This window comes from Nocardioides sp. P86 (genome assembly GCF_023712465.1).
Classification (GTDB): Bacteria; Actinomycetota; Actinomycetes; order Propionibacteriales; family Nocardioidaceae; genus Nocardioides; species Nocardioides kribbensis.
The window spans coordinates 849186-871082 of sequence record NZ_JAMAYE010000003.1 but is presented as its reverse complement, the minus strand read 5'-3'; the positions used below and the strand labels follow the sequence as shown (position 1 = coordinate 871082).

Annotated in this window: 16 protein-coding genes; 8 read left to right on the top strand and 8 right to left on the bottom strand. The window is 74.8% G+C overall.

What is annotated here, in order from left to right; translation table 11 throughout:
* Nucleotides 1–27 precede the first annotated feature (27 nt).
* On the top strand, nt 28–2853 hold the full coding sequence (locus M3673_RS17470; RefSeq protein WP_251535221.1) for an SCO7613 C-terminal domain-containing membrane protein: 2826 nt from the start codon (nt 28–30) through the stop codon (nt 2851–2853).
* 38 nt (nt 2854–2891) lie between these two features.
* Here M3673_RS17470 and M3673_RS17465 read toward each other — a convergent pair whose 3' ends face one another.
* Nucleotides 2892–3698 (bottom strand): alpha/beta fold hydrolase, encoded by an 807-nt coding sequence (locus tag M3673_RS17465; protein ID WP_251535219.1) that lies wholly within the window; start codon nt 3696–3698, stop codon nt 2892–2894.
* A 132-nt stretch (nt 3699–3830) separates the two neighbouring features.
* Here M3673_RS17465 and M3673_RS17460 point away from each other — a divergent pair, with 132 nt between their 5' ends.
* Nucleotides 3831–6713 (top strand): ATP-binding protein, encoded by a 2883-nt coding sequence (locus tag M3673_RS17460; protein WP_251535217.1) that lies wholly within the window; start codon nt 3831–3833, stop codon nt 6711–6713.
* Here M3673_RS17460 and M3673_RS17455 read toward each other — a convergent pair.
* Both M3673_RS17455 and M3673_RS17450 read right to left on the bottom strand, forming a co-directional pair.
* Nucleotides 6662–7042: a response regulator transcription factor gene (locus M3673_RS17455; RefSeq protein WP_251535216.1), complete on the bottom strand. Its 381-nt coding sequence runs from the start codon at nt 7040–7042 to the stop codon at nt 6662–6664. The genes M3673_RS17460 and M3673_RS17455 overlap by 52 nt on opposite strands.
* Complete coding sequence (locus M3673_RS17450) at nt 7033–8115, bottom strand: winged helix family transcriptional regulator (protein WP_251535214.1); 1083 nt, start codon at nt 8113–8115, stop codon at nt 7033–7035. Before M3673_RS17450 ends, M3673_RS17455 begins: the two co-directional genes overlap by 10 nt.
* Before the next feature lie 145 nt (nt 8116–8260).
* Here M3673_RS17450 and M3673_RS17445 point away from each other — a divergent pair, with 145 nt between their 5' ends.
* The 5 genes from M3673_RS17445 to M3673_RS17425 all read left to right on the top strand — a co-directional run bounded on the left by M3673_RS17445 (nt 8261) and on the right by M3673_RS17425 (nt 13694).
* Nucleotides 8261–9484, top strand: coding sequence for a TerC family protein (locus tag M3673_RS17445; protein WP_193665522.1), 1224 nt, complete (start codon nt 8261–8263; stop codon nt 9482–9484).
* Nucleotides 9485–9593: 109 nt separating this feature from the next.
* A complete protein-coding gene (locus tag M3673_RS17440) occupies nt 9594–10571 on the top strand; it encodes a lipid kinase (RefSeq protein ID WP_251535211.1) in 978 nt (325 codons plus the stop codon).
* Nucleotides 10572–10617: 46 nt separating this feature from the next.
* A complete protein-coding gene (locus M3673_RS17435) occupies nt 10618–10965 on the top strand; it encodes a hypothetical protein (RefSeq protein WP_056863355.1) in 348 nt (115 codons plus the stop codon).
* 4 nt (nt 10966–10969) lie between these two features.
* The gene (locus M3673_RS17430) at nt 10970–12406 is read left to right on the top strand and encodes a hypothetical protein (protein WP_251535209.1); all 1437 of its coding nucleotides are present in this window, start codon (nt 10970–10972) and stop codon (nt 12404–12406) included.
* A 118-nt stretch (nt 12407–12524) separates the two neighbouring features.
* Entirely contained in the window at nt 12525–13694 is a 1170-nt protein-coding gene (locus M3673_RS17425) for a Glu/Leu/Phe/Val dehydrogenase (protein ID WP_251535208.1), read from the top strand.
* Between the two features lie 79 nt (nt 13695–13773).
* Here the strand turns inward: M3673_RS17425 and M3673_RS17420 are convergent, their stop codons facing one another.
* The 3 genes from M3673_RS17420 to purF form a co-directional block, all read right to left on the bottom strand.
* Complete coding sequence (locus M3673_RS17420; protein WP_056863354.1) at nt 13774–13962, bottom strand: DUF3073 domain-containing protein; 189 nt, start codon at nt 13960–13962, stop codon at nt 13774–13776.
* Between the two features lie 244 nt (nt 13963–14206).
* The gene (gene purM / locus M3673_RS17415; protein WP_056863353.1) at nt 14207–15286 is read right to left on the bottom strand and encodes a phosphoribosylformylglycinamidine cyclo-ligase; all 1080 of its coding nucleotides are present in this window, start codon (nt 15284–15286) and stop codon (nt 14207–14209) included.
* Nucleotides 15287–15307: 21 nt separating this feature from the next.
* Nucleotides 15308–16852 (bottom strand): amidophosphoribosyltransferase, encoded by a 1545-nt coding sequence (gene purF, locus M3673_RS17410; RefSeq protein WP_056863352.1) that lies wholly within the window; start codon nt 16850–16852, stop codon nt 15308–15310.
* Nucleotides 16853–17120: 268 nt separating this feature from the next.
* Here purF and M3673_RS19755 point away from each other — a divergent pair, with 268 nt between their 5' ends.
* Complete coding sequence (locus M3673_RS19755) at nt 17121–18971, top strand: ATP-binding protein (protein ID WP_251535206.1); 1851 nt, start codon at nt 17121–17123, stop codon at nt 18969–18971.
* 18 nt (nt 18972–18989) lie between these two features.
* Here the strand turns inward: M3673_RS19755 and M3673_RS17400 are convergent, their stop codons facing one another.
* Both M3673_RS17400 and M3673_RS17395 read right to left on the bottom strand, forming a co-directional pair.
* The gene (locus tag M3673_RS17400) at nt 18990–19460 is read right to left on the bottom strand and encodes a (2Fe-2S)-binding protein (protein ID WP_193665532.1); all 471 of its coding nucleotides are present in this window, start codon (nt 19458–19460) and stop codon (nt 18990–18992) included.
* A gap of 13 nt (nt 19461–19473) precedes the next feature.
* Nucleotides 19474–21840 carry a molybdopterin cofactor-binding domain-containing protein gene (locus M3673_RS17395; RefSeq protein ID WP_251535205.1) on the bottom strand — a complete coding sequence of 789 codons (2367 nt, stop codon included), beginning with the start codon at nt 21838–21840 and terminating at the stop codon, nt 19474–19476.
* Between the last annotated feature and the right edge of the window lie 57 nt (nt 21841–21897).

Below are 21897 nucleotides of genomic sequence, written 5' to 3'. Positions count from 1 at the left end.
GCCCCGCGGGCGCGCGAGGCTGCCCGCATGCTGCGCTACGCCGACCCCACCGTGTGCCCCGACTGCCGTGCCCCGCTGCCTCCCGCGCCGGCCGTCTGCCCCCGCTGCGACCTCCCGCTGCGCGGCCCCGTCGCCGCCGACCTGCTGAGCACGCTGACCCGCGCCGACCTGCTGCTCGAGCGCCTGCGCGCCGAGGCGCCCGTGCTCGTCGGCGCCACGGGAGCCAGCGCCGCGGGGGGCGCCGTCGACGGGGGCCGCGCCGGCAGCCCGGCCGGTCGTGAGGCCGGTGCAGCCGGTCGTGCGGGTCTGCTCGACGGCGTCGGACCGCTCCCGCGGGCCGACCGGGCCGACACGGTCCCCGGCGGAACCGACGAGCGGGCCACCGGGCGGGCCACCGGGCGGGGGCTGCCCGCGTGGTCGGTGCCGCGGCTGCTGCTCGGCCTCGGCGCGCTGTGCCTGCTGGTGGCGGCCGTGGTGTTCCTCGCCGTGACCTGGTCGGCCCTGGAGGTCGGTGGCCGCACGCTCACCCTGCTCGGCCTCACCGTCGCCGCGGGCGTCACCGCCGACCGGCTGGCGCGACGCGGCCTGCGCGTGGGCGCGGAGTCGCTGACGGTCGTGGCCCTGGGGCTCGTGGTGCTCGACGCCGTCGGCGCGCTCTCGGCCGGCTGGCTCGGCACCGTGGGCCTCGCCGGCGCCCTGCTCGCCTGCGGGGCCGCCCTGCTCGCCGGGGGCGTCGTCGTGGTGCTCGCCCGCACCGACCTGGTCGCGGCCCAGCTCGCCGTGCCGGTCGGCCTCGGCCTGGTCGGGGGCGCCCTGCTGGCCGACGGTGGCGACCCGCGGCTCGTCGGGGCGCTTCTCGTGCTCGCCCACGCCGCCGTCCGCACCGCCCTCCGGCTGCTCCCGGGCGAGCCCGTGCCCGCCCGGGCGCTGCCGGGCGCGGCGCTGGTCGGCGCCACCGCGTGGTGGGGCCTGCTCCTGCTCGCCTCGCTCGGCGAGGCCGCCGACCACGCCTCCCTCACCGGGCTGTGGACCACGACCCACGGCCCGGCGCTGCTGGTCACCGCCGCGCTCGCACTGCTCCCCGTCGTCTGGTCCCCGGCCCGCACCACGGGGGCCTCCACCGGGGCCCCCGGCGGGGCGCCTCTCGGATCCGTCGCCACCGCTGACACCGCAGCTGACACCGCAGCCGGCGGCGTCGCCCCTGACGTGGGCGGCACGTCCCGTCGTGGCCACCCGGACCACCCGGACCACGCGGACCACCCGGGCCATCCGGGCCACCGGCCGACGCGGTTGCACACCTGCGTCGTGCTGGCGGGCGCCCTGGCCTCCCTGGCCCTCGTCCTTCCGGCCCTCGACGAGGGGCCCACCGGAGTCACCCTGGGCGCGGGCGCGGTCTGCGTCGCGTGGGCCCTCGCGGCGCGGGGCGTGCCGGCCCCGTGGCGGGTCGCGGTCACCCTGCCCGCCGTCGTCGCGGCCGCGCCGGTCGCCGTCACCGCCGCCGTCCTGGCCGCGGCCGCCGTGGTCAGGCTGCTGGCGGTCGGCGAGCCGCTGAGCCGGTCGGTGGGCGTGCGCCTCTCGGGCGAGCTGCCCGTCCCGGCGTGGCTGGTGCTGCCCTCCGCGCTCGCCCTCGGTGTGCTCGCCGCGACGCTGACGCGCCCGGGCCCCCGGCTCGACGGCGCCCGCGACCTGACCCGCACCCTCCGTGCCCCGGCCCTCCGGCGCGCGGCGGCCGCGGTGGCGCTGCTCGCCGCGGTGCTGGTCGCGCTCACGAGCGCCCCGCTGGCGGCCGTGGTGCTCCTCCTCTGCGTCGCCGGTGGCCTGCTCACCCTCCCCGCCCCCGGAGCCGGCGCAGGCACCGGAGCCGGCACCCACGAGACCCGTGACCTCCGCGATACCGACGTGGGCCTGGGGCTGCTCGTCCTGGCCGTCCTGGCGGCCCTCCCGAGTGCCGCGCTCGGCGCCGTGGCCGCCCTCGCGGCGCTCGGGGTCTCCCTGGTCGCGGCCCACCGACGACCCGCCGCGCCGTCGCTCGTGGTGCTCACCGCCGCCGCCGGGTGGGCGGCGTGGTCGGGTGGTGACGCCGCCGGGCTGGGCGCCACCACGCTGGGCCCCGCCGTCGTGGTGGTCGTCGGGGCGCTCGCCCTGTGGCGGGCCCGGCCCGTGGTCGAGCTGACCGCGCTGGCGACCGCCGTCCTCGCCTCCGCCGCGGCCGTCGACGCGGCGGCCGCCGCGGCCGCCGCGGCCGGTCGCGACGGCGCGGGGTCGACGTACGACGCGGCGGCGGCGCTGGCCCTCCACCTCACGCTGGTCGGCGCCCTCGTCGTGGCCGCGGCGCTGCTGCGGGTGGAGCGACGGCCAGCCGGGTGGCTCGGCGGCGCGCTGCTCACGGCCGCCAGTTGGGTGCGGCTGGCCGACACCGGGGTGACCCAGCCCGAGGCCTACGCGCTGCCGGCCGCGCTGGCCCTCCTCGTGCTGGGTGCGCTCCGGCTGCGGCGCGACCCCGCCGCCTCGACCCGGTCGGCGCTCGGCAGCGGCCTGCTGCTCGCCACCGTGCCCAGCCTGCTGCGGGTGCTGGTCGACGACCCGGTCAGCCCCCGCGCCCTGGTGCTCGGGCTCGCCTGCCTGGGCCTCGTGCTGCTCGGGGCCCGGCTGCGCCTCGCCGCCCCCCTGGTGGTCGGTGCCGTCGTCGGCGGCGTGCTCGTGCTGGCCGAGGCGGCGCCGTGGGCGGCGCAGACCCCGCAGTGGGTGCTGCTCGGCCTCATCGGGACGCTGCTGACCGTGGTCGGCGTGACCTGGGAGCGCCGGCTCGCCCAGGTGCGCGCCGGGTCGGCCTACCTGGCCCGGCTGCGCTGACCCGCCCGCCGGTGGGCCGGCCCTCCCAGCGTCCCCTCTCAGCCCCCGAGGAGCGCGGCCACCTCGGCGGGCCGCTCCAGCACGGTGAGGTGGCCGGTCGCGGGCAGCACGTGGAGCGACGTCGGCAGGTGGTCGGGCCGCAGCCGCGCCATCTGCGTCGCGCGCTCGGGCGGGGTCTCCTCGTCCTCCTCGCCGAAGAGCAGCACGACCTCGCGGGGGTGGCCGGCCACCACCGCGGACGTGTCGGGCCGCCCGGCGACCGCCCGCGCGACCCAGGCGACGCCGTCGGGGTCGGCGCCCAGGATCAGCCCCCGCACCAGGTCGGCGAGCCCGGGCTGCTCACGGCGGGCGGTCGGGCCGAGCCCTCCCTCGACCGAGTCGAGCAGCGAGGTGGTCGACCGGCTGGTCTCGACCTCCTCGGCCGTCGCGCGGCGCTCGGCGGGCACGTCGGGCTCGATGGGCCACGGGGTCGTGCTGGCGAGCACGAGGCGACCGACCCTTTGGGGCGCGAGGCCGGCCAGGCGCAGCGCGGCGTAGCCCCCGGTCGAGATGCCCAGCACGTCGGCCCGCTCGACCCCGGCGGCGTCGAGCACGGCCAGCAGGGCGGCGGCGGCGTGGTCCATCGACGCCTCGGCCGTCGGCACGGCGCTGCGTCCCAGCCCCGGCAGGTCGACCACCAGCACCCGCGCGCCCTGCGCCAGCAGGGGCGCCAGTCGCTCGAAGATCCGGCCCGACAGCGGGAAGGCGTGCAGCAGCAGCCAGGTGCGCTCGCCCCCGCCCAGGTCGTCGTACGCCGGGAGCGCCCCGGTCGAGGTCGGGGCCGGGGGCGGCGTCGTGTTGTCCACCGCTCGATCATGGCGGGCGCCCGAAACCGGACGGCGCTCGCCGGCCCCGGGTGAGCGACGCCGCAGGCGTCTCGACGTGAAGGTTCTGTGTAGGAGCCTCACGTCGAAGTCGGCGGGGCCGACGATGGTCGGGTGACCGCGTCCGCTGCTCTCGGACGCCGCGGGCCGTCGGCGCGCGGCGGCAGCCCGGGCACCCTGCTGACCCTGCTGGCCCTGGCCGCGACCTTCGCCCTCAGCGTCGCCTCGGTGACCCTGCGCCCCGAGGGCGCGCCGGTGGCGGCGTGGTGGCCCGCCGCCGGGGTCTCGGCCCTCGTGGTGGCCCTCTCCCCGGTGCGCCGGTGGCCGCTGCTGGCCGCGGCCCTCGTGGCCCTCGCCTTCGCCGCCAACCTGGTCGGCGACCGGCCACCGGGGCTGGCGTTGATGTTCGGCGTCACCAACACCGCCGAGTCCCTGGCCGTCGCGATCCTGCTCGGGGCCCACCGCCGTCGACCCGTCCTGGCGGGCTTCGAGGACCTCGGGCGTCTCTTCCTCGCCGCGGCCGGGGGCGCGGCCGTGGCGGGCGCGCTGGCCGGACTCGCGGTGGAGCTCTTCGACACCGGCTCGTTCCTGGTGGTCGCCCGGGCCGTGATGGCCACCCACGGGGCCTCCGTCCTCATCGTCGTCCCTCTCGGGCTGCTCCTCGCCACCCGCCCGGCCGAGCGTGGGGCCGGGCTGGCCCGGACGGTGGAGAGAGTGGTCCAGGGCTCGGCCGCCGCCGTGGTCTTCGTTGCGGTGTTCGCCCCGGCCCACCCCTATCCCCTCGCCTACCTGCCGTTGCCCCTGCTCGCCTGGGCGGCAGCACGGTTCCCCGGGCACATCGCCTGCGGTCAGATGCTCGCGGCCGGCGTGGCGGTGACCGTGCTGAGCGACCTGGGCCGCGGCCCCTTCGGAGACCTCGACGGCCCGGCCACGTCGCTCGCGGCGCTCCAGCAGAGCTACCTGGTCATCCTCGTCCTGGTCACCCTCCCGCTCGCCATCGCCTCCAGCCAGCGCGCCGCCGCGCTCCGGGTCGTCGTGGGCGAGCGCGAGCGCTACCGCCGCGGGATCCGGGAGTCGCTCATCGGCATGGTGCTGCTGCGCCACACCGGCGGGGAGCTCGTGGTCGTCGAGCTCAACGGCGCGGCCGCCGACCTCCTCGGCGCCCCCGAGGCCGAGCTGGTGGAGCGGCCCTGGACCCGGGGCCTGGCCGCCTCCCACCGCACACTCCTGCGCTCGGCGGTGGGGTCGCTGGAGGCCGGTCGCTCCCCGACGTGGGAGAGCGAGCTGTGGCTGGAGACCTCTCCGCCGCGGTGCGTGCGAGTCGGGCTCTCGGTGGTGCCCGACGCCGCCGAGGGCCGGCTCGTGGTCGCTCAGCTGGTCGACCTCACCGCGGCCCGCAGCTCCCAGGCCGAGCTCACCCACGAGCGCGACTTCAGCCGCGCCGTGCTCGACAGCGTCGGCTCCCTCGTCGTCGTGCTCGACGCCGGCGGAGGTGTGCTCCAGGTCAACGCCGCCACCGAGTCCAGCACGGGGGCGCGCGCGACGAGCCTCGTCGGGGCGCCGGCGACCGCGTCGCTGGTGTGCCCCGACAGCGCGGCCGCCTTCGAGGCCGCGCTCGCGGCGTGCCTGGCCGGGGAGACCGGCGCGGTGCACGAGCTGCTGTGGCGCGGGCGGTCGGCCCGACGCGAGGTGCTGACCACGCTGGCGCTTCTCCGGCACGACACCGGCGCCCCGCTCGTGGTGATGACCGGGCTCGACGTGACCGACCAGCGCCACACCGCCCACCAGCTGCAGACCGTGCTCGACGCCACCTCGGGCGCGATCATCGTCGGCACCGACGCCGCCGGGCTCATCACCTTCTTCAACCGGGGCGCCCAGGAGAGCCTGGGGTGGAGCGCGGAGGAGGTCGTCGGGCGCATGACCAAGCTGGCGCTCCACGACCCCGAGGAGGTGGCCGGTCACGCCCGTCGCCTCGGCGTCGCTCCCAGGTTCGAGGTCTTCACCGCGCTCGCCCAGCAGCCCGACCCGCCCGAGCTGGACTGGACGCTCATCCGCAAGGACGGCGGTCGCCTCACCGTCAGCCTCACCGTCAACCTCCTGCGCGACGCCTGCGGCGCGGTGACCGGCCTGGTCGGCGTGGCCCAGGACGTCACCGAGCGCCGTCGCAGCGAGCAGGCGCTCGAGATCGCCCTCGAGCACGAGCGGCAGGCGGTGAGCCGGCTCTCGGAGCTCGACCGCATCAAGACCGACTTCGTGGCCTCTATCAGCCACGAGCTGCGCACGCCGATGACCAGCGTGCTCGGATTCACCCAGGTCCTCGACTCCGAGGCGGCCGGGCCCCTCTCCGAGGAGCAGCACGCCCTGCTGGGGCGCGTCGACCGCAACGGTCGCCGCCTGCTGCGCCTGATCGAGAACCTCCTCGACCTCTCCCGCATCGAGTCGGGCGCCATCTCCATGGCCCGCGAGCGCCTCGACGTGCACCGCGTCGTGCTCTCGGCGATGGAGGCCTGCTCCGAGCTCGTCCGGGCCCGGTCGATCGAGCTGGTGCACGACCTGGACACCCCGCCCGCCGAGGTCGTCGGCGACTTCGACCAGCTGGAGCGCGCCGTGATGAACCTCGTCGGCAACGCCGTGAAGTTCACCCCCGACGGCGGTCACGTCACGCTCACCGTGACCACCGTCGGGTCAGAGGCCGTCATCGAGGTCAGCGACAATGGCATCGGGATCGACCAGGCCGACCTGCCTCGGGTGTGGGACCGGTTCTACCGCTCGGCCAGCGCCTCCGACGCCGCCATCGAGGGCACCGGGCTGGGCCTGAGCATCGTCCGCTCCATCGTGGAGGCCCACGGCGGACGCGTCGACCTCGACTCCGCGCCGCGCGCGGGCACGACCGTGCGCCTCGTCCTGCCGCTCGCCTGCTCGCCGAGCGAGCACGGTGCGACGCCTCAGACCGGTCGACCGTCGGCGACGAGCCGGCCGACCCTCTCCACGAAGTAGCCCACGTCGAAGGGCTTGGCGATGTAGTCGTCGGCGCCGCTGTCGATGCCGGCCCTGACGTCGTCGGCGCGCGCCCGGGCCGTCAGCAGCAGCACCGGCAGGTCGGCGGTGGCCGGGTCGGCGCGCAGCGCCCGGGTCACGGCCAGGCCGTCGAGGTCGCCGGGCATCGCGATGTCGAGCACGGCGACCGCAGGGCGCCGCTCGCGGCAGGCCGCGAGGGCGGCGTCGCCCTGGCCGACGCCGACCACCTCGTGCCCGGCCTGGCCGAGGATGAGCGTGACCAGCTCCCTGAGGTCGGGGTCGTCCTCGGCCACCACGATCACCGCCACGACGACCCCCCTGCCTCCCCGACCGGCACGGCGGGCGCGAGCACCCCGGGGTCGCGGACGCAGCGCCCCTCCAGCTCCACCGCATGGGTCGCGACACGGGCCAGCAGCTGCTCGAGACGGTCGAGCAGGTCACCGGGCGCCTGGGCGGCGCCGGCCGGGGCGACCACCGCGCCGCGCAGCAGGTAGACCGTCACCCGCACCGAGCTCAGCAGCGTGCTGAGCTCGTGGACGAGCTCGCGTGCCCCCAGCCGACCGGGCCCGGCCTGCTCGAAGGCCCGGGTGTCGGCGGTGGCGCTCGGCACGGCGATCCAGCGGTAGCCCGTGCCGCTCTCGGTGCGGATGAAGGTCGGCGCGGTCGCGTCGTCGCCGAGCTTGGCCCGCAGCGACCGGATGTGGGCGCGCAGGGCGTCGCGCGTCTCGTCGCCGTGGCTCTCGTCCCAGGCCGAGCGCAGCAGCCCGCGATGGGTGAGCAGGACCCCCGGGCGGGTGGCCAGCGGCTCGAGCAGCCGCCACTCGGTCGGGGTCAGCCGCACCTCGCGACCGTCGCGGCGCACGCTGCGCTCGTGCAGGTCCACGACCAGCGGACCGAAGCGCAGCAGCGGTCCGGTCAGTGCCGCGTCGGGGTCGGGCTCGCCCCCGCACCGCCGCTCCAGGGCCCGCAGCGCCGCCGCGAGCAGCGCGTCGCCGCACCCGAGGTCGCGGACGTCGTCGGCGCCCGCGTCGAGCAGCCGCGCCGCGAGGAGCTCGCCGGGCGCCGCGCCGTCGTCCTCACCGTCGGGGTCACCGTCGGGGTCACCGTCGAGACCACGGTCGAGGTCGGAGTCGCGGTCGAGGTCGGCCAGCACCAGCACGGGCAGCGAGGACCACGCCCGCAGCTCGGCGAGCAGGGGTGTGACCCACGCGCCGTCGGTGCCGTCGGCGACCACCACCACGCACCGCGGACCCGTCGTGGCCACCGCCTCCAGCGCCGAGCCGCGGTCCGCCGTCGCGGTCCGCCGGTCGGCGGACTCGAGGCGGGCCGCCACGGCGTCGGCGCGGTCCTGGCCACCGGCGACGACGAGGATGTGGGGCATCGAGCCAGGCTAGTGCCCCGCCGGGCCCGGCGGGTCTCTTCGGCCCTCTCCACACGCCCAACCGGGGGAGCGCAGCCGCGCCCGCCGACCCTAGGCTGACCGCGCCGGCACACCGCCGACCCACCGAGCAGATGGAGCGTTGACGATGGAAGTCCCCACCTGGGTCTGGACCCTCACCGTGGTCGGCATCGTCGGCATGCTGCTCTTCGACTTCGTGTTCCACGTGCGCAAGGCCCACGTGCCGACGCTCAAGGAGGCCTCGGTCTGGTCGGCGCTCTACGTCGGCATCGCCGTGCTGTTCGGCTTCGGGGTGCTGTGGTTCGGCGGCGGGACGATGGGCGGGGAGTACTTCGCGGGCTACATCACCGAGAAGGCGCTCAGCGTCGACAACCTGTTCGTCTTCCTCATCATCATGACCAGCTTCCGGGTGCCGCGCGAGGACCAGCAGAAGGTGCTGCTCTTCGGCATCGTCTTCGCCCTGATCGCCCGCACCGGCTTCATCTTCCTGGGCGCGGCCCTGATCAACCAGTTCGCCTGGGTCTTCTACTTCTTCGGCCTCATCCTCATCCTCACCGCCGGCAACATGCTCAAGGGCGAGGCCCAGGGCGGCCACGACGAGGACGAGCAGAACTTCGTGGTGAAGCTGGCGCGCCGCTTCATCCGGACCTCCGAGGAGTTCGACGGTGACAAGCTGACCACCGTCGTCGACGGCAAGAAGATGCTCACCCCGATGCTGCTGGTCATGGTGGCCATCGGCGGCACCGACATCCTCTTCGCCCTCGACTCCATCCCGGCGATCTTCGGCCTCACCCAGAACACCTTCATCGTCTTCACCGCCACGGCGTTCTCCCTGCTGGGGCTGCGCCAGCTGTTCTTCCTCATCGAGGGCCTGCTCGAGCGCCTGATCTACCTGTCCTACGGCCTCGCGGCGATCCTGGCCTTCATCGGCGTCAAGCTCATCCTCCACGCGCTGCACGAGAACAACCTCGGCTTCATCAACGGCGGCGAGCACGTCGACGTCACCGAGATCAGCACCGGGGTCTCCCTCAGCGTGATCCTCGGCATCCTCGTCGTCACCGTGGTCGCCTCCCTGGTCAGCAAGAAGGGCCGGGCCAAGACCGCGATCGGCAACGCCCAGCGCCACGTCGACGCCTACCTCGACCTCGACTACACCGCCGACACCTCCGAGCGCGAGCGCATCTTCGGCAAGCTGATCCAGGAGGGCGAGCAGATCAAGGCCCTCGGCCCGAAGTACCGCCGCATGGTGCGCGACGAGCCCGGTCTCATGGCCAAGATCGAGAAGGCCCGCCAGCAGCACGAGGAGACCGTCACCGACGGTCGCCAGCGCAACCCCCTCACCGAGGTCTGAGCTCGGCCCGCCGGCCCGGAGCGGACCGGCGGGCGGCGCGGAGGGGCGGCACAGCGCGGGCACAGCGGCGTCTCATCGGGTCCTCATCGAGGCGACCTACTCTCGTGCCATGGCACCCGAGCCCACCCCCGGTCCCCCGGCCCCGCGTCGCCGTACGACGGTCGTGCTCAACGCCGGCTCCCGCAGCGGCGCCGCGGCGCGCGACCGGCTGCCCGCCCTGCTGGCGCGCCACGACCTCGCCGACGCGCGGGTGCTGAGCGTCACCTCCGGCGCCGAGCTCGCCGCCACCCTCGAGCGGGCCCTCGCCGAGGGTCCCGACCTGATCGTGGTGGGCGGCGGCGACGGCAGCGTCTCGTGCGCCGCGGACCGCGTGGCCGGGTCCGACGTCGTGCTCGGCGTGCTGCCGCTCGGCACAGCCAACGACTTCGCCCGCACGCTCGAGATCCCGTCGGCGCTGGAGCAGGCCGTGGAGCACCTCGCGACGGGCAAGGTCGTCGACGTCGACCTCGGCCGCTGCGACGGGCGCGGCTTCCTCAACGTCGCCTCCCTCGGGCTCTCGGTCGGGGTCACCCAGCGCCTGCGCCCCGGCCTGAAGAAGCGCCTCGGCCCGCTGGCCTACCCCGTGGCGACGCTCGGGGCCTACCGCGGCCACGAGCCCTTCACCGCCCGGCTGGAGTTCCCCGACGGCGACCACGACACCCTCGCGCTGCACGACCTCATGCAGGTCGCGGTCGGCAACGGCCGCCACTACGGCGGCGGCAACGCCGTGGCGCCCAACGCCTCGGTCGACGACCACCTGCTCGACGTCTACGCCATCGAGCGCGGCCGGCTGCGCGACCACGTCTCGATCGCCCGCTTCCTCAAGGACGGGTCGTTCGTGGAGCACGAGAAGGTCCACCACCTCACCACCCGTCGGGTCCGCGTGGTCACCGACGAGCCGCTCCCGGTCAACCTCGACGGCGAGATCGCCGCGACCACGCCCGCGACCTTCGAGGTCCAGCGCAACGCCCTGCACGTCGTCGTGCCGCAGACCAGCCGCGCCGCCGAGCTCGACGGGCCCCGCGCCGCTGCCGCCGACCAGGGCTGAGGGCTGCGACCCGGGCCGGGAGCGGGGCCCGTAGGCTGGAGGAGCCATGAGCACACCGACCCCGCCGGCCCCGCGCCGCGCCCGCCACCTCATCGACCCGGCCAACCCGCCGGCACCGCCGTCGAGCCGGTCGCTGACCAACGTGCAGCAGTGGGTCATGTCGGTGCTGGCCGTCACCACGATCATGCACCTGTCGGTGGGGCTGGTGATCTCGGCCTTCTTCCTCGACGACTCCGAGGTCTCCGCCCGGGTCGGCCTCAACGTCATCGGCGCCGCGTTCGGCGTGGTCGCGGTGGCCGCCGGGCTGGCCATCCACCGTCGCTCCCCGCTCAGCCCGTGGCTGCTGCTCGGCACCCTGCCCGGCGTCGTCGGGCTCGTGCTCGTGCTCGCCTGACCCCGTGGGTGGCGCGACGGGCCTGCCCCGCTTCGAGGTGGCGGCCCGGCTGCGACCGGTCGACCTCGTCTGCCCCGGGTCGGTGCTGGTCGACGACGCCGCACCGGGCCCCGCCTCGGCCCACCCCACCCCCCACCCGGGGCCCTACGCCGCCGCGGAGGTCGAGCTGCTCGCGTCGGGGACGGCGCCCGGCCGGGACGCCCCGGTGCGCCTCGCCCTCGCCTCCGGCGACGACGAGCTGGGAGCGCTGTGGGACCCCGCGACCGGGGAGGTCTCCCTCGAGCTGCGCGTCGGCTCCACCACGTCACGTCACCTCAGCCGGCGGCACGGCCGGCCCGAGCAGCGCCCCGTGCGGCTCGGCCTGACCCTCACCGGGGTCCACCTCGCCGTCCACACCCACGACGGGCGGGCCTGGACCACCCGCGCCCGCGTCGACCTCGGCGCCGAGCGCGCCGCCGACCGCGGCGGGGCGGGCCGGGTCGACACCCGCGACGAGCGGTGGCTCGCGGCTCTCGTCACCACCCGCTCCGGCCCCGTCGCGCGGGTGCGCGCCGGCGGCTTCGGCCAGCTCGGCCTGCGCGACCTGCGGCTGGTCACGCGCGCCGACGGCTCGGCGTACCGGCCCGGGGGCGACCTGCTGCTCACCGCCACCAGCGCCGGGCCCGGCTTCTTCGACACCGCCCACACCTCGGTGTGGTCCCTCGACCCCGTCACCCTGTCGCTCACCCACCGCTCCGACCTGTTCTTCCGACGCCCCGACCGGCCCGGGGCCTTCGGCGACCACGCCACCCACCTCGTGCGCGACGGCGAGCACTGGCTGGTCGCGACGAGCACGTGGGGCGACTTCGACCGGCGCCGCGACGACGCGAGCGTCGCCGTCACCCTGGCCCGCCCGGGCGGCGACGTCGACCTGCTCGCGGGCCGCCACCTGCTCGACACCGAGCCGCTGCCCCTCCCGGTCGACGGCCTGCGCGCGGCCGGGGTCCGCTCGGTCGGGGTGTGGGACCCCCACCTCGTGCGCGACGGCGACGACTGGCTGGTCGGCTTCGTCTCGGCCCGGCGCTTCTTCGACTTCCACCCCGCCCTCGCCACCGGGCCCGCCCTCGACGCCCTCACCCTGCGCGCGGTCTCCGCGCGGCGCCGGGCCACCGAGGGCACCACGCTGCTGCGCGTCGACGGCGCGTGGCGGGTGCTGGTCAGCGACGGGCGCGACGGGCGCCGGGGCCAGCGCCAGCAGCACGCCGTGCTCGACCTCGACCTCGCCGAGGTCGGCGTGCTCGACGCGCCCTACCCCACCAACATCCCCTGGCCCACGCTCGTCGACCTCGGTGAGGAGGGCTGGCTGATGGTCGCCTTCGACGGCACGCCGTACGCCGGGCCGCTGCCGGGCTACGGCACCCACGGGCGGGTCGTGGTGGCCCGGTCGGTCGCCGGGACCTGAGCCGCGGGGGCCGCTAGCCTGGGACGTGACCCGCGCCACCCCTGCGGGTCGTCCGTCAGCGCCACACCACCTCGTGGCCCGAGCAGAGAGCGGCCCCACCATGCCGACCAGTCCCACCATGACGAGCAGTCCCACCACGGCGACCAGCCCCACCACGACCGGCAGTCCCACCGCGACGGCGCAGCCCGGCCCGGCGCAGCCGGCGTCGGTGCCCCTCGACGTCTTCGAGGCCGGCGCCGAGCACGAGCAGGTCGTCTTCGCCTCCGACCCCGCCACCGGCCTGCGCGCCGTCGTCGCGATCCACTCCACCGCCCTGGGCCCCGCCCTCGGCGGCACCCGGTTCTACCCCTACGCCTCGACCGCCGACGCCGTCCGCGACGTGCTCGCCCTCTCCCGCGGGATGTCCTACAAGGCGGCGCTGGCCGGGCTCGACCTGGGCGGCGGCAAGGCCGTCATCATCGGCGACCCCGCCACCCTGAAGTCCGAGGCCCTGCTGCGGGCCTACGGCCGCTTCGTGCAGACCCTCGGCGGTCGCTACAACACCGCCTGCGACGTCGGCACCTTCTCCGAGGACATGGACCACGTGGCCCGCGAGTGCGACTTCGTCACCGGCCGCACCCAGGCCCACGGCGGGGCCGGCGACAGCTCGGTCCTGACCGCCTACGGCGTCTTCCGGGGCATGCTCGCCTGTGCCGAGCACGTGTGGGGGTCGGCCACCCTGGCCGGACGCACCGTCGGCGTCGCCGGCGTCGGCAAGGTCGGACGCCACCTCGTCGAGCTGCTCGTGGCGGACGGCGCCGACGTGGTGGTCACCGACGTGCACGGCCCGGCCGTCGACGCGGTGCGAGCCGCGCACCCCGGGGTCCGCGCCGCCGCCTCGACCGCCGAGCTCGTCGCGCTGCCGCTCGACGTCTACGCACCCTGCGCGCTCGGTGGCGCGATCGACGACGACGTGCTCGCCGTGCTGCGCGCGAGCGTGGTGTGCGGCGCCGCCAACAACCAGCTCGCGCACCCCGGGGTCGACAAGGCGATGCTCGACCGAGGGATCGTCTACGCGCCCGACTACTGCGTCAACGCCGGCGGCCTCGTGCAGGTCGCCGACGAGCTCGACCCGCGTGGCTTCTCCTTCGAGCGGGCCCGCGCGCGGGCCCACCTGATCGGCGACACCACCCGCCGGGTGCTCAGCCTCGCCGACACCGACGGGGTCTCCCCCGCCGTCGCCGCCGACCGGCTCGCCGAGGCCCGCATGCGCGACGTGGGTCGCCTGCGTGGCATCTGGGTCGGCTGAGGCCGAGAGCGACACCGGGCACACGCAGACGGCCGCCGGGCAGGGCCCGGCGGTCGTCTGGTGCGTGCGTCAGACGGAGTCAGTCACGACGCGGGTCGGCGTAGTCCGACCACTTCTCGAGCTCTTCGGGCTCGAGCTCGTCGGTGCTGTCCTGGTGGTTCTCGCCATGCAGCTCGTTGGCCAGCGCCCCGAAGTCCGTCTCGTGAGTGCGGTACTTCAGGTCGCGGGCGACCTTCGTCTGCTTGGCCTTAGCTCGGCCGCGCCCCATAGGGTCAGCCCCCTCGCACGCTCGGCCGGGGCCCATGGCTCCCGGGCTGTCTCTCGAATACTCGTGGCGCCAACGCTACCTGCTGCCCGGTCGTTCCCGCACACCAGTCCGGTGTTTCGGACCACCGATCTCGTCGGTCCGCCCCGCCGCCGGGCCGCCGACGGTGGATCGTGTCGTCGAAATCACCGTGCCCGGGCGAGCCGGACCGTGCCGGTCCGGGCCGGTCCGACCCCGCCCGGAGGCCTCACCAGCCCGGGTGCTGGCCCGTCAGCAGGACGCGTCCGCCGTCGGTGTCGCTGCTGCTCACGTGGCCCGCGACCCAGGCCCGCACGCCATGGCCGGCGAGCACGCCCACGGCCCGGTCGACCTCGGCGGCCGGCAGCATCGCCACCATGCCGACGCCGCAGTTGAGGGTGGCCTCGAGGTCGGGCTGCGAGACGTCGCCGACGCGCCGCACGAGGTCGAAGATCGGCTGCGGGGTCCAGGTCGCACGGTCGAGCACGGCCACGAGCTCCTCGGGCATGACCCGCTCGAGGTTGGCCGCCAGGCCACCGCCGGTGACGTGCGACATCGCGTGCACCTCGACGCTGTCGGCGAGGTCGAGGCAGGCCTTGGCGTAGATCCGGGTGGGGGTGAGCAGCTCCTCGCCCAGGGTGCGGCCGAGCTCGGGCACGTCGCGGTCCAGCGCCCAGCCGGCGCCGCCGTCGGCGGGGGCGCCGAGGAGCACGTGGCGCACCAGGGAGTAGCCGTTGGAGTGCAGGCCGCTGGCCTCCATGGCCAGCACCACGTCGCCGGGGCGCACGCGGCCCGGGCCGAGGAGGCGGTCGGCCTCGACCACGCCGGTGGTCGCACCGGCCACGTCGTACTCGTCGGGGGCCAGCAGGCCGGGGTGCTCCGCGGTCTCGCCGCCGATGAGGGCGCAGCCGGCCTCCAGGCAGGCCTCGGCGATGCCCTTGACGATCGCGGCGATGCGCTCGGGCACGACCCGGCCGGTGGCGATGTAGTCGGTCATGAAGAGCGGCTCAGCGCCGCAGACCACGAGGTCGTCGACGACCATGCCGACCAGGTCGAAGCCGATGGTGTCGTGGACGTCCATCGCCTGGGCGATCGCCACCTTGGTGCCGACACCGTCGGTGGAGGTGGCCAGCAGGGGCCGCTCGTAGCGGGTGAGGGCGGAGGCGTCGAAGAGGCCGGCGAAGCCGCCCAGCCCGCCGATCATCTCCGGGCGCCGGGCCTTGTCGACCCACACCTTCATCAGCTCGATGGCCTTGTCGGCCGCCTCGATGTTGACGCCCGCCTCGGCGTACGCGTTGGACTCGCTCACGGGTGACCTTCCGGGGTGGTGTCAGGGGTTGTTGAGCACGGGCAGCGCCTTGCCCAGGGTCGGCGAGGAGAGGGTGGTCTCCAGCAGGTGCTTGCCCAGCAGGTTCTCGTCGGGCAGCGGCACGGGGTACTCCCCGGTGAAGCAGGCCTGGCAGAGCCGCTCGGCGGGCTGCTTGGTGGACTGGATCATCCCGTCGAGGGAGATGTAGCCCAGGGTGTCGGCGCCGACGCTGGCGGCGATCTCCTCGGGGCTGAGGCCGTTGGCGATCAGCTCGGCGCGGGTGGCGAAGTCGATGCCGTAGAAGCAGGGCCACTTCACCGGCGGTGAGGAGATCCGCACGTGCACCTCGCGGGCGCCGGCCTCGCGCAGCATCCTGACCTGGGCGCGCTGGGTGTTGCCGCGCACGATCGAGTCGTCGACCACGACGATCCGCTTGCCGCGGATCATGTGCTCCAGCGCGTTGAGCTTGAGCCGGATGCCGAGCTGGCGCAGCGTCTGGCTGGGCTGGATGAAGGTGCGCCCGACGTAGGCGTTCTTGACGAAGCCCTGACCGAAGGGGATGCCGCTCTCCTCGGCGTAGCCGGCAGCGGCCGGGGTGCCCGACTCGGGCACCGGGATGACCAGGTCGGCCTCGACGGGGTACTCGCGCGCCAGCTGGCGGCCCATCTCCACGCGCGACTCGTGCACGCTGCGCCCGGAGATGGTGGCGTCGGGGCGGGCGAGGTAGACGTACTCGAAGACGCAGCCCTTGCGGTCGGGCTCGGCGAAGCGGTGCGAGCGCAGGCCGTTCTCGTCGATGACGATCATCTCGCCCGGCTCGACCTCGCGCACGACGGAGGCGCCGATCGTGGCCAGCGCGGCGTCCTCGGAGGCCACGACCCAGCCGCGGTCGAGGCGGCCCAGCACCAGCGGGCGGATGCCCTGGGGGTCACGGGCGGCGTAGAGGGTGTTCTCGTTCATCCACACGAAGCAGAAGGCGCCGCGCAGCAGCGGGAGCACCTCGAGGGCGCGCTGCTCCAGGGTGGAGTCGGGGTGGTGGGCCAGCAGCGCCGTCACCAGGCCGGTGTCGTTGGTGGAGTGCTCCACCGGGCGCTGGTGCAGGTCGAGCTCGTCGTCGGGGCCGGGCAGCGCCTCGACCATCTCGCGCAGCTCGTGGGAGTTGATGAGGTTGCCGTTGTGGCCCAGGGCGATGGACCCGTCGACGGTGGGCCGGAAGGTGGGCTGCGCGTTCTGCCACGTGCTGGCCCCGGTGGTGGAGTAGCGGGAGTGGCCGATCGCGAGGTGGCCCTTGAGCGAGTCGAGGGTGGTCTCGTCGAAGACCTGGGAGACCAGGCCCATGTCCTTGTAGACCAGGATCTGACGCCCGTTGGAGACCGCGATGCCGGCCGACTCCTGCCCGCGGTGCTGGAGGGCGTAGAGACCGAAGTAGGTCAGCTTGGCCACGTCCTCCCCCGGGGCCCAGACGCCGAAGACGCCACACGCGTCCTGCGGTCCTTGGTCCTGCGGGTCGAGGGCCGTCGTGAGCCGGCCGTCCCCACCCCTGCGCGCGCTGCTGATGAAGGGCACGGCCCCCAGTCTAGGGCCCTCCCGGCGCGGCCGCCGACCATCGCCCAGCCCGCGGCGGCCGGCGGCGCACGACACCCGCCGCGGCTCTCGCCGTGCCCCCTCCCCGGGTCGAGTGCCGCCCGGACTAGGCCGATCGGCCCACCCGGCCCCGGACCGAACGGACAGGAACCGGGCCTGGCCTGGGCCGATCCCGGGTCAGCGCAGCCCCCTCACCCCTACTCTCGGGAGGAGCGCCCCACCGCCGGCGGGCGCTCGGAAGGGGTGCAGGGTGACGACGTGGCGCGCAGCGCTCGACGAGCCGACGCACGCTGCCCGCACGCTCGCGACCCGCCCCGCCGACGCACCCCGCCCCACGCCCAGCCCGGCCGGCGACGGTCTCCAGGTCGTCGCCGAGGGCGTCACCCGCATCGCCGGCTTCGGCGTGGCCGCCCTGTCGCTGGTGCGTGACGTCGACCAGCTCGAGGTGGTCGCGGTGGCCGGCGACGAGGACGCCGCCGGCGCCCTCCTCGGCACCCGCACCACGGTCGCCTCCCTCGAGGCGGAGATGGAGATCGCCGACGCGTGGGGGGCGCTGCGCTTCGTGCCCCAGGAGCGCCTCGACCACCTCGACCCCGACCTGACCGTCGACGGCTGGGTGCCCGAGCTCGTGCCGCTCGAGGGCCCCGACGCCTGGCACCCCCTCGACCTGCTGTGCGCGCCGCTGCTCGCCCCCGACGGCCGGCTCATCGGGCTGCTCTCGATGGACCTCCCCCGCGACGGCCGCCGCCCCGGGCCCGCGGCGCGCCGGGTGCTGGAGGAGTACGCCCGTCAGGCCGCCCACGCGGCGCTGCTCACGCTCCAGCGCGAGGAGCTGGCCGAGCAGGTGCGCCTCGCCGGCACCGCTCGCGAGATCGTCCGCAACGCCAGCAGCCACCACGGGCTCGCCCAGATCCTCGAGGAGACCGGCTCGGCGCTGGTGGAGGGCTTCGGCGCCGCCGGCATGTGGATCCAGGTCTTCGACGCCGACGACCGCGGTGCCAGCGTGCTGCTCGCCGTCGACGGCAGCGAGGTGGTGCTGCCCGCGCGCCTGGTGCGCGTCGCCGAGGCCGCCGCCCGCGAGTGCTGGTCGCGCCAGCGGGTCGAGGTCATCGACACAGGCCGGGAGCGTCATGCCGAGCTGCCGGCCGGCGACCACGCCGCCGTCGTGGCCTTCCTCGACTCGATCGGGGTCGGCTCCATCATGTTCGTGCCCATCGGCGCCGGCCCGGAGTGCCTGGGCAACCTCGTGCTCACCCGCGCCGCCACCTGCCCGGAGTGGACCGACGTGCAGGTCGAGGCCGTGCTCGACATCGGTCACGACCTGGGCCGGGTCGTGCTCAACGCCCGCGGCTTCGAGCGCGAGCACCGGCTGGTCAAGGAGCTCCAGGCCCTCGACGTCTACAAGACCCGCCTCATCGCCACCGTCTCCCACGAGCTGAAGAACCCCCTCACCTCCGTGGTCGGCCACCTCGAGCTGCTCACGGTGCTCGACGAGCTGCCTGCCCGGGCCACCGCCTCGCTCGCCGCGATCGGTCGCGGCACGACCAAGCTGGCCCGCGTGGTCGACGACCTCTTGCTGCTCTCGCGCGTCGGCGACCCCGAGCGCCTCGTCGAGGCCGAGCGCGTGGACCTGCTCGGCGTGGTCGCCGAGGCCCACGACCTGGTGCGGGTGGAGGCCCAGCGCCGCGAGGTCGCCCTCGCCCCGCCCCTGGCCGACGGCGCACCCGCGCGGTTGGTGGTCGAGGGCGACGCCGACGAGCTCGAGCGGGCGGTCACCAACCTGCTGGGCAACGCGGTCAAGTACAGCCCCCCGGGCAGCGAGGTGCAGGTGGTCGTGCGCTCGCGGCGTACGGCGGGGGCGGCGGAGGTCGTGGTCGACGTCGTCGACCAGGGCATCGGCATCTCGGCCGAGGACCGCGGCCGGCTCTTCGAGGAGTTCTTCCGCTCCACCAACCCCGAGGCGCTCAGCCGCCCGGGCACGGGGCTGGGGCTGGCCATCGTGGCCCGCATCGCCGCCGGGCACGGCGGCCACGTCGAGGTCGCCTCCGAGCTGGGCCGCGGGAGCACGTTCTCGCTGTGCCTGCCCGCGGCCACGCCCTGAGGCGGCCCCGACTGCTGCTCACATGTCGCGGGCGCCCTGCAGGATCGCCTCGCGGATGCGGGTGTAGGTGCCGCACCGGCAGATGTTGCGGATCGTGTCGAGGTCGCGCTCGGTGATGCTGCGACCCTCGCGGCGCACCTTGCGCACCAGTGCCACCGCGGCCATGATCTGGCCGGGCTGGCAGTAGCCGCACTGCGCGACGTCGCGGTCGATCCAGGCCTGCTGCATCGGGTGGAGCTTGCGGCCGTCGGCCAGCCCCTCGATCGTCGTGACGCGGTCCTTGGGCTTGAGGTCGCCCACCCGCACCGAGCAGGGGTTGAAGGCCCGCCCGTTGATGTGCGACGTGCACGCCTTGCACACGTTGATGCCGCAGCCGTACTTGGGGCCGGTGACCCCGAGCAGGTCGCGCAGCACCCAGAGCACGCGCACGTCGTCGTTCACGTTCACCGTGACCGGCTTGCCGTTGAGGATGAAGGTCTGCTTCGCCATGTCGGGCTCCTGGTCAGTAGGTGAGCTTGAGCCCGTTGGTGGGCGAGGGGGGCACGGGCGGCACGAACGACTTCGGCTTGAAGGCGATCGGGTCGTCGTGGTTGATCGGGAACCGCTTGGGCAGCGTGCCGGTGGCGCGCGCGTAGGCGCAGGCCACCGCGGCCGCCGTCGAGCCCACCGCGGCCTCACCGACCCCTCCCGGGGTGTCGGAGTCGGTCTCGACGATGTGCACCTCGACCTCGGGCGGCACGTTCCACTGGCGCGTGTAGAAGTAGTTGTCCCAGCTGGCCTCCAGGAAGCGCCCGTTCTTGAGGTGGCAGGAGCTGGTGAGGGTCAGCGCGATGCCGTCCATCACCCCGCCCTGCATCTGGGCCTCGACGCCGCGGGGGTTGATCACCAGACCGCAGTCGACGGCCACGACGACCTTGGTCACGCGCGGGCCGGTCACGGTCTCGGGGCCGAGGTCGCGGTTGACCGTGGAGGGGCGGGTGTCGATCTCGACCAGGATGGCCGTGGCGCCCTTGTACTCCTTGTGGATGGCCACGCCCTGGGCCACGCCGGCGGGCAGCGAGCGACCCCAGTTGCCTTCCTTCCTCACCTTCTCGAGCACGGCCTTGACCCGGTCGTTCTTGAGGAACTTCATGCGGAAGGCCAGCGGGTCCATCCCCAGCTTCTTCGCCAGCTGGTCGATGGTCAGCTCGGCGGCCACGGCGACGTCGGGAGAGTAGATGTTGCGCATGGAGCCGGTCCGGAAGCGCTGGTCGGTCTCGTTGAGCAGCTGCGTCACGACCCCGAAGTCGTAGGGCAGCTCCTGGGTCAGGGTGAAGATCGACTGCGAGAAGGTCAGGCCGCCGAGGTAGCGCCCGACCTCGGTGGGCAGCTCGTCGGCGGTGGCGGTCAGGATCTCGCCGAGCCCGTGGCTGAAGTCGGTCACGACGCTGGTGTGGCGCTGCTCGAAGCTCAGCACCTGGTCCTCACCGGTCAGTCCACCCTTGAGCACCGTGGCGCGCACCCGCGAGGTGGCCATCGGGTGCAGGCGACCCTGGCGCGGCTCGTCGGCGCGGTGCCACATCAGCTTGACGGGCACGCCCATGGCCTTGCTGATCTCGGCCGCCTCGAGGGAGTGGTCGCCGAAGAGCTTGTGGCCGAAGGAGCCGCCGCCGGTGATGACGTTGACCTTGACCGCGTCGACCGGCAGGCCGAGCATGATCGCGATGTTCTCCTGGGCCAGGATCGGGACCTTGAGACCGGCCCAGATCTCGGCGCCGTCCTCGCGCACGTCGGCGATGGCGGCGTAGGGCTCGAGGGCCGCGCTGCTGCGGAACATGAACTCGAACTCGGTCTCGACCGACTCCGCCAGCACCGGCACGTCGGGCACCACGAGGGGCAGCTCGGCGCGCTTGATGCCGGCCAGCACGGTCTCGTCGGACTCCCCGCTCGCGGTGCCGGGGTTCCAGTCGACCTGCATCTCTCGGATGGCGTCGATGCACTGACCGAAGGTCTTGGCCCGCACGGCGATGCCGCTGCTGATCTGCGCGACGTGGGTCACCCCGGGCATCTTCTTGATCGCGGCGAGGTTCTTGAGGCCGTTCTCCTTGGGGGTGCCCTGGTGCTCCGGGGCGCGGCACACCATGGTCGGCAGCGCGCCGGGCACGTCGAGGTCGGTGGTGAAGTCCTTCTTGCCCGTCACCGCGGCGCGGGCGTCCAGGCGGTTCTTCGGGGTGCCGATGACCCGGAAGTCGGACGGGGGCCGCAGCACGACCTCGACGGCCTCCACGACCTGGCTCGCGGCGTCGCCGGCGATGTCGCCGTAGGTGACGTTGTTGCCGGCCAGGTCGCTGATCACCCCGCCGGTGGTCGTGAGGCGGTCGGCGGTGGTGCCGAACAGGATGGCCGCGGCCTCGAGCAGCTTCTGCCGGGCCAGCGCGCCGGCGACGCGCACGGGCGTGTAGGTCGAGAAGGTGGTGTTGGAGCCACCGGTGAACTGGTTGAACACCAGCTCGGGCCGGGCCTTCGCCAGCGTCACCTTGACCTTGCTCATCGGCAGGTCGAGCTCCTCGGCGAGGATCATCGTGGTCGAGGTGAGGATGCCCTGACCGACCTCGGTGCGGGGCAGCTCGAACGACGCGGTGCCGTCCTCGTTGATGGTGACGGTGATCAGCTGCGAGGTCGGCAGCGCCGAGTCGGTCTGCAGGTCCTCGAGGTCGTAGAGCTCGGGCAGCTGCGGGCCCGACGGGATCGCGGCCGAGGCGCGGTTGCTGCCCGTGGCGAGGTCGGCGCCGACGACGAGGGTCGTGCCGGCGAGGACGTAGCCGATGAAGCTGCGGCGGCCCAGGGCAGCCGGCGGAGCGGCCGACTGGTGGTCGTGGAGCTCGGTCATGCGTGGCCTCCAGGTGGGTGCCGGGCGCTCCCCCATGAAGCGTCCCGAGGGTGACAA

Coding starts and splice junctions, on each gene's coding strand:
- M3673_RS17440 (WP_251535211.1), top strand. CDS start 9,594: ATGGCACCCGAGCCCACCCCCGGTCCCCCGGCCCCGCGTCGCCGTACG.
- M3673_RS17450 (WP_251535214.1), bottom strand. CDS start 8,115: ATGCCCCACATCCTCGTCGTCGCCGGTGGCCAGGACCGCGCCGACGCC.
- M3673_RS17395 (WP_251535205.1), bottom strand. CDS start 21,840: ATGACCGAGCTCCACGACCACCAGTCGGCCGCTCCGCCGGCTGCCCTG.
- M3673_RS17425 (WP_251535208.1), top strand. CDS start 12,525: ATGACGAGCAGTCCCACCACGGCGACCAGCCCCACCACGACCGGCAGT.
- M3673_RS17445 (WP_193665522.1), top strand. CDS start 8,261: ATGGAAGTCCCCACCTGGGTCTGGACCCTCACCGTGGTCGGCATCGTC.
- M3673_RS17470 (WP_251535221.1), top strand. CDS start 28: ATGCTGCGCTACGCCGACCCCACCGTGTGCCCCGACTGCCGTGCCCCG.
- M3673_RS17400 (WP_193665532.1), bottom strand. CDS start 19,460: ATGGCGAAGCAGACCTTCATCCTCAACGGCAAGCCGGTCACGGTGAAC.
- M3673_RS17420 (WP_056863354.1), bottom strand. CDS start 13,962: ATGGGGCGCGGCCGAGCTAAGGCCAAGCAGACGAAGGTCGCCCGCGAC.
- M3673_RS17435 (WP_056863355.1), top strand. CDS start 10,618: ATGAGCACACCGACCCCGCCGGCCCCGCGCCGCGCCCGCCACCTCATC.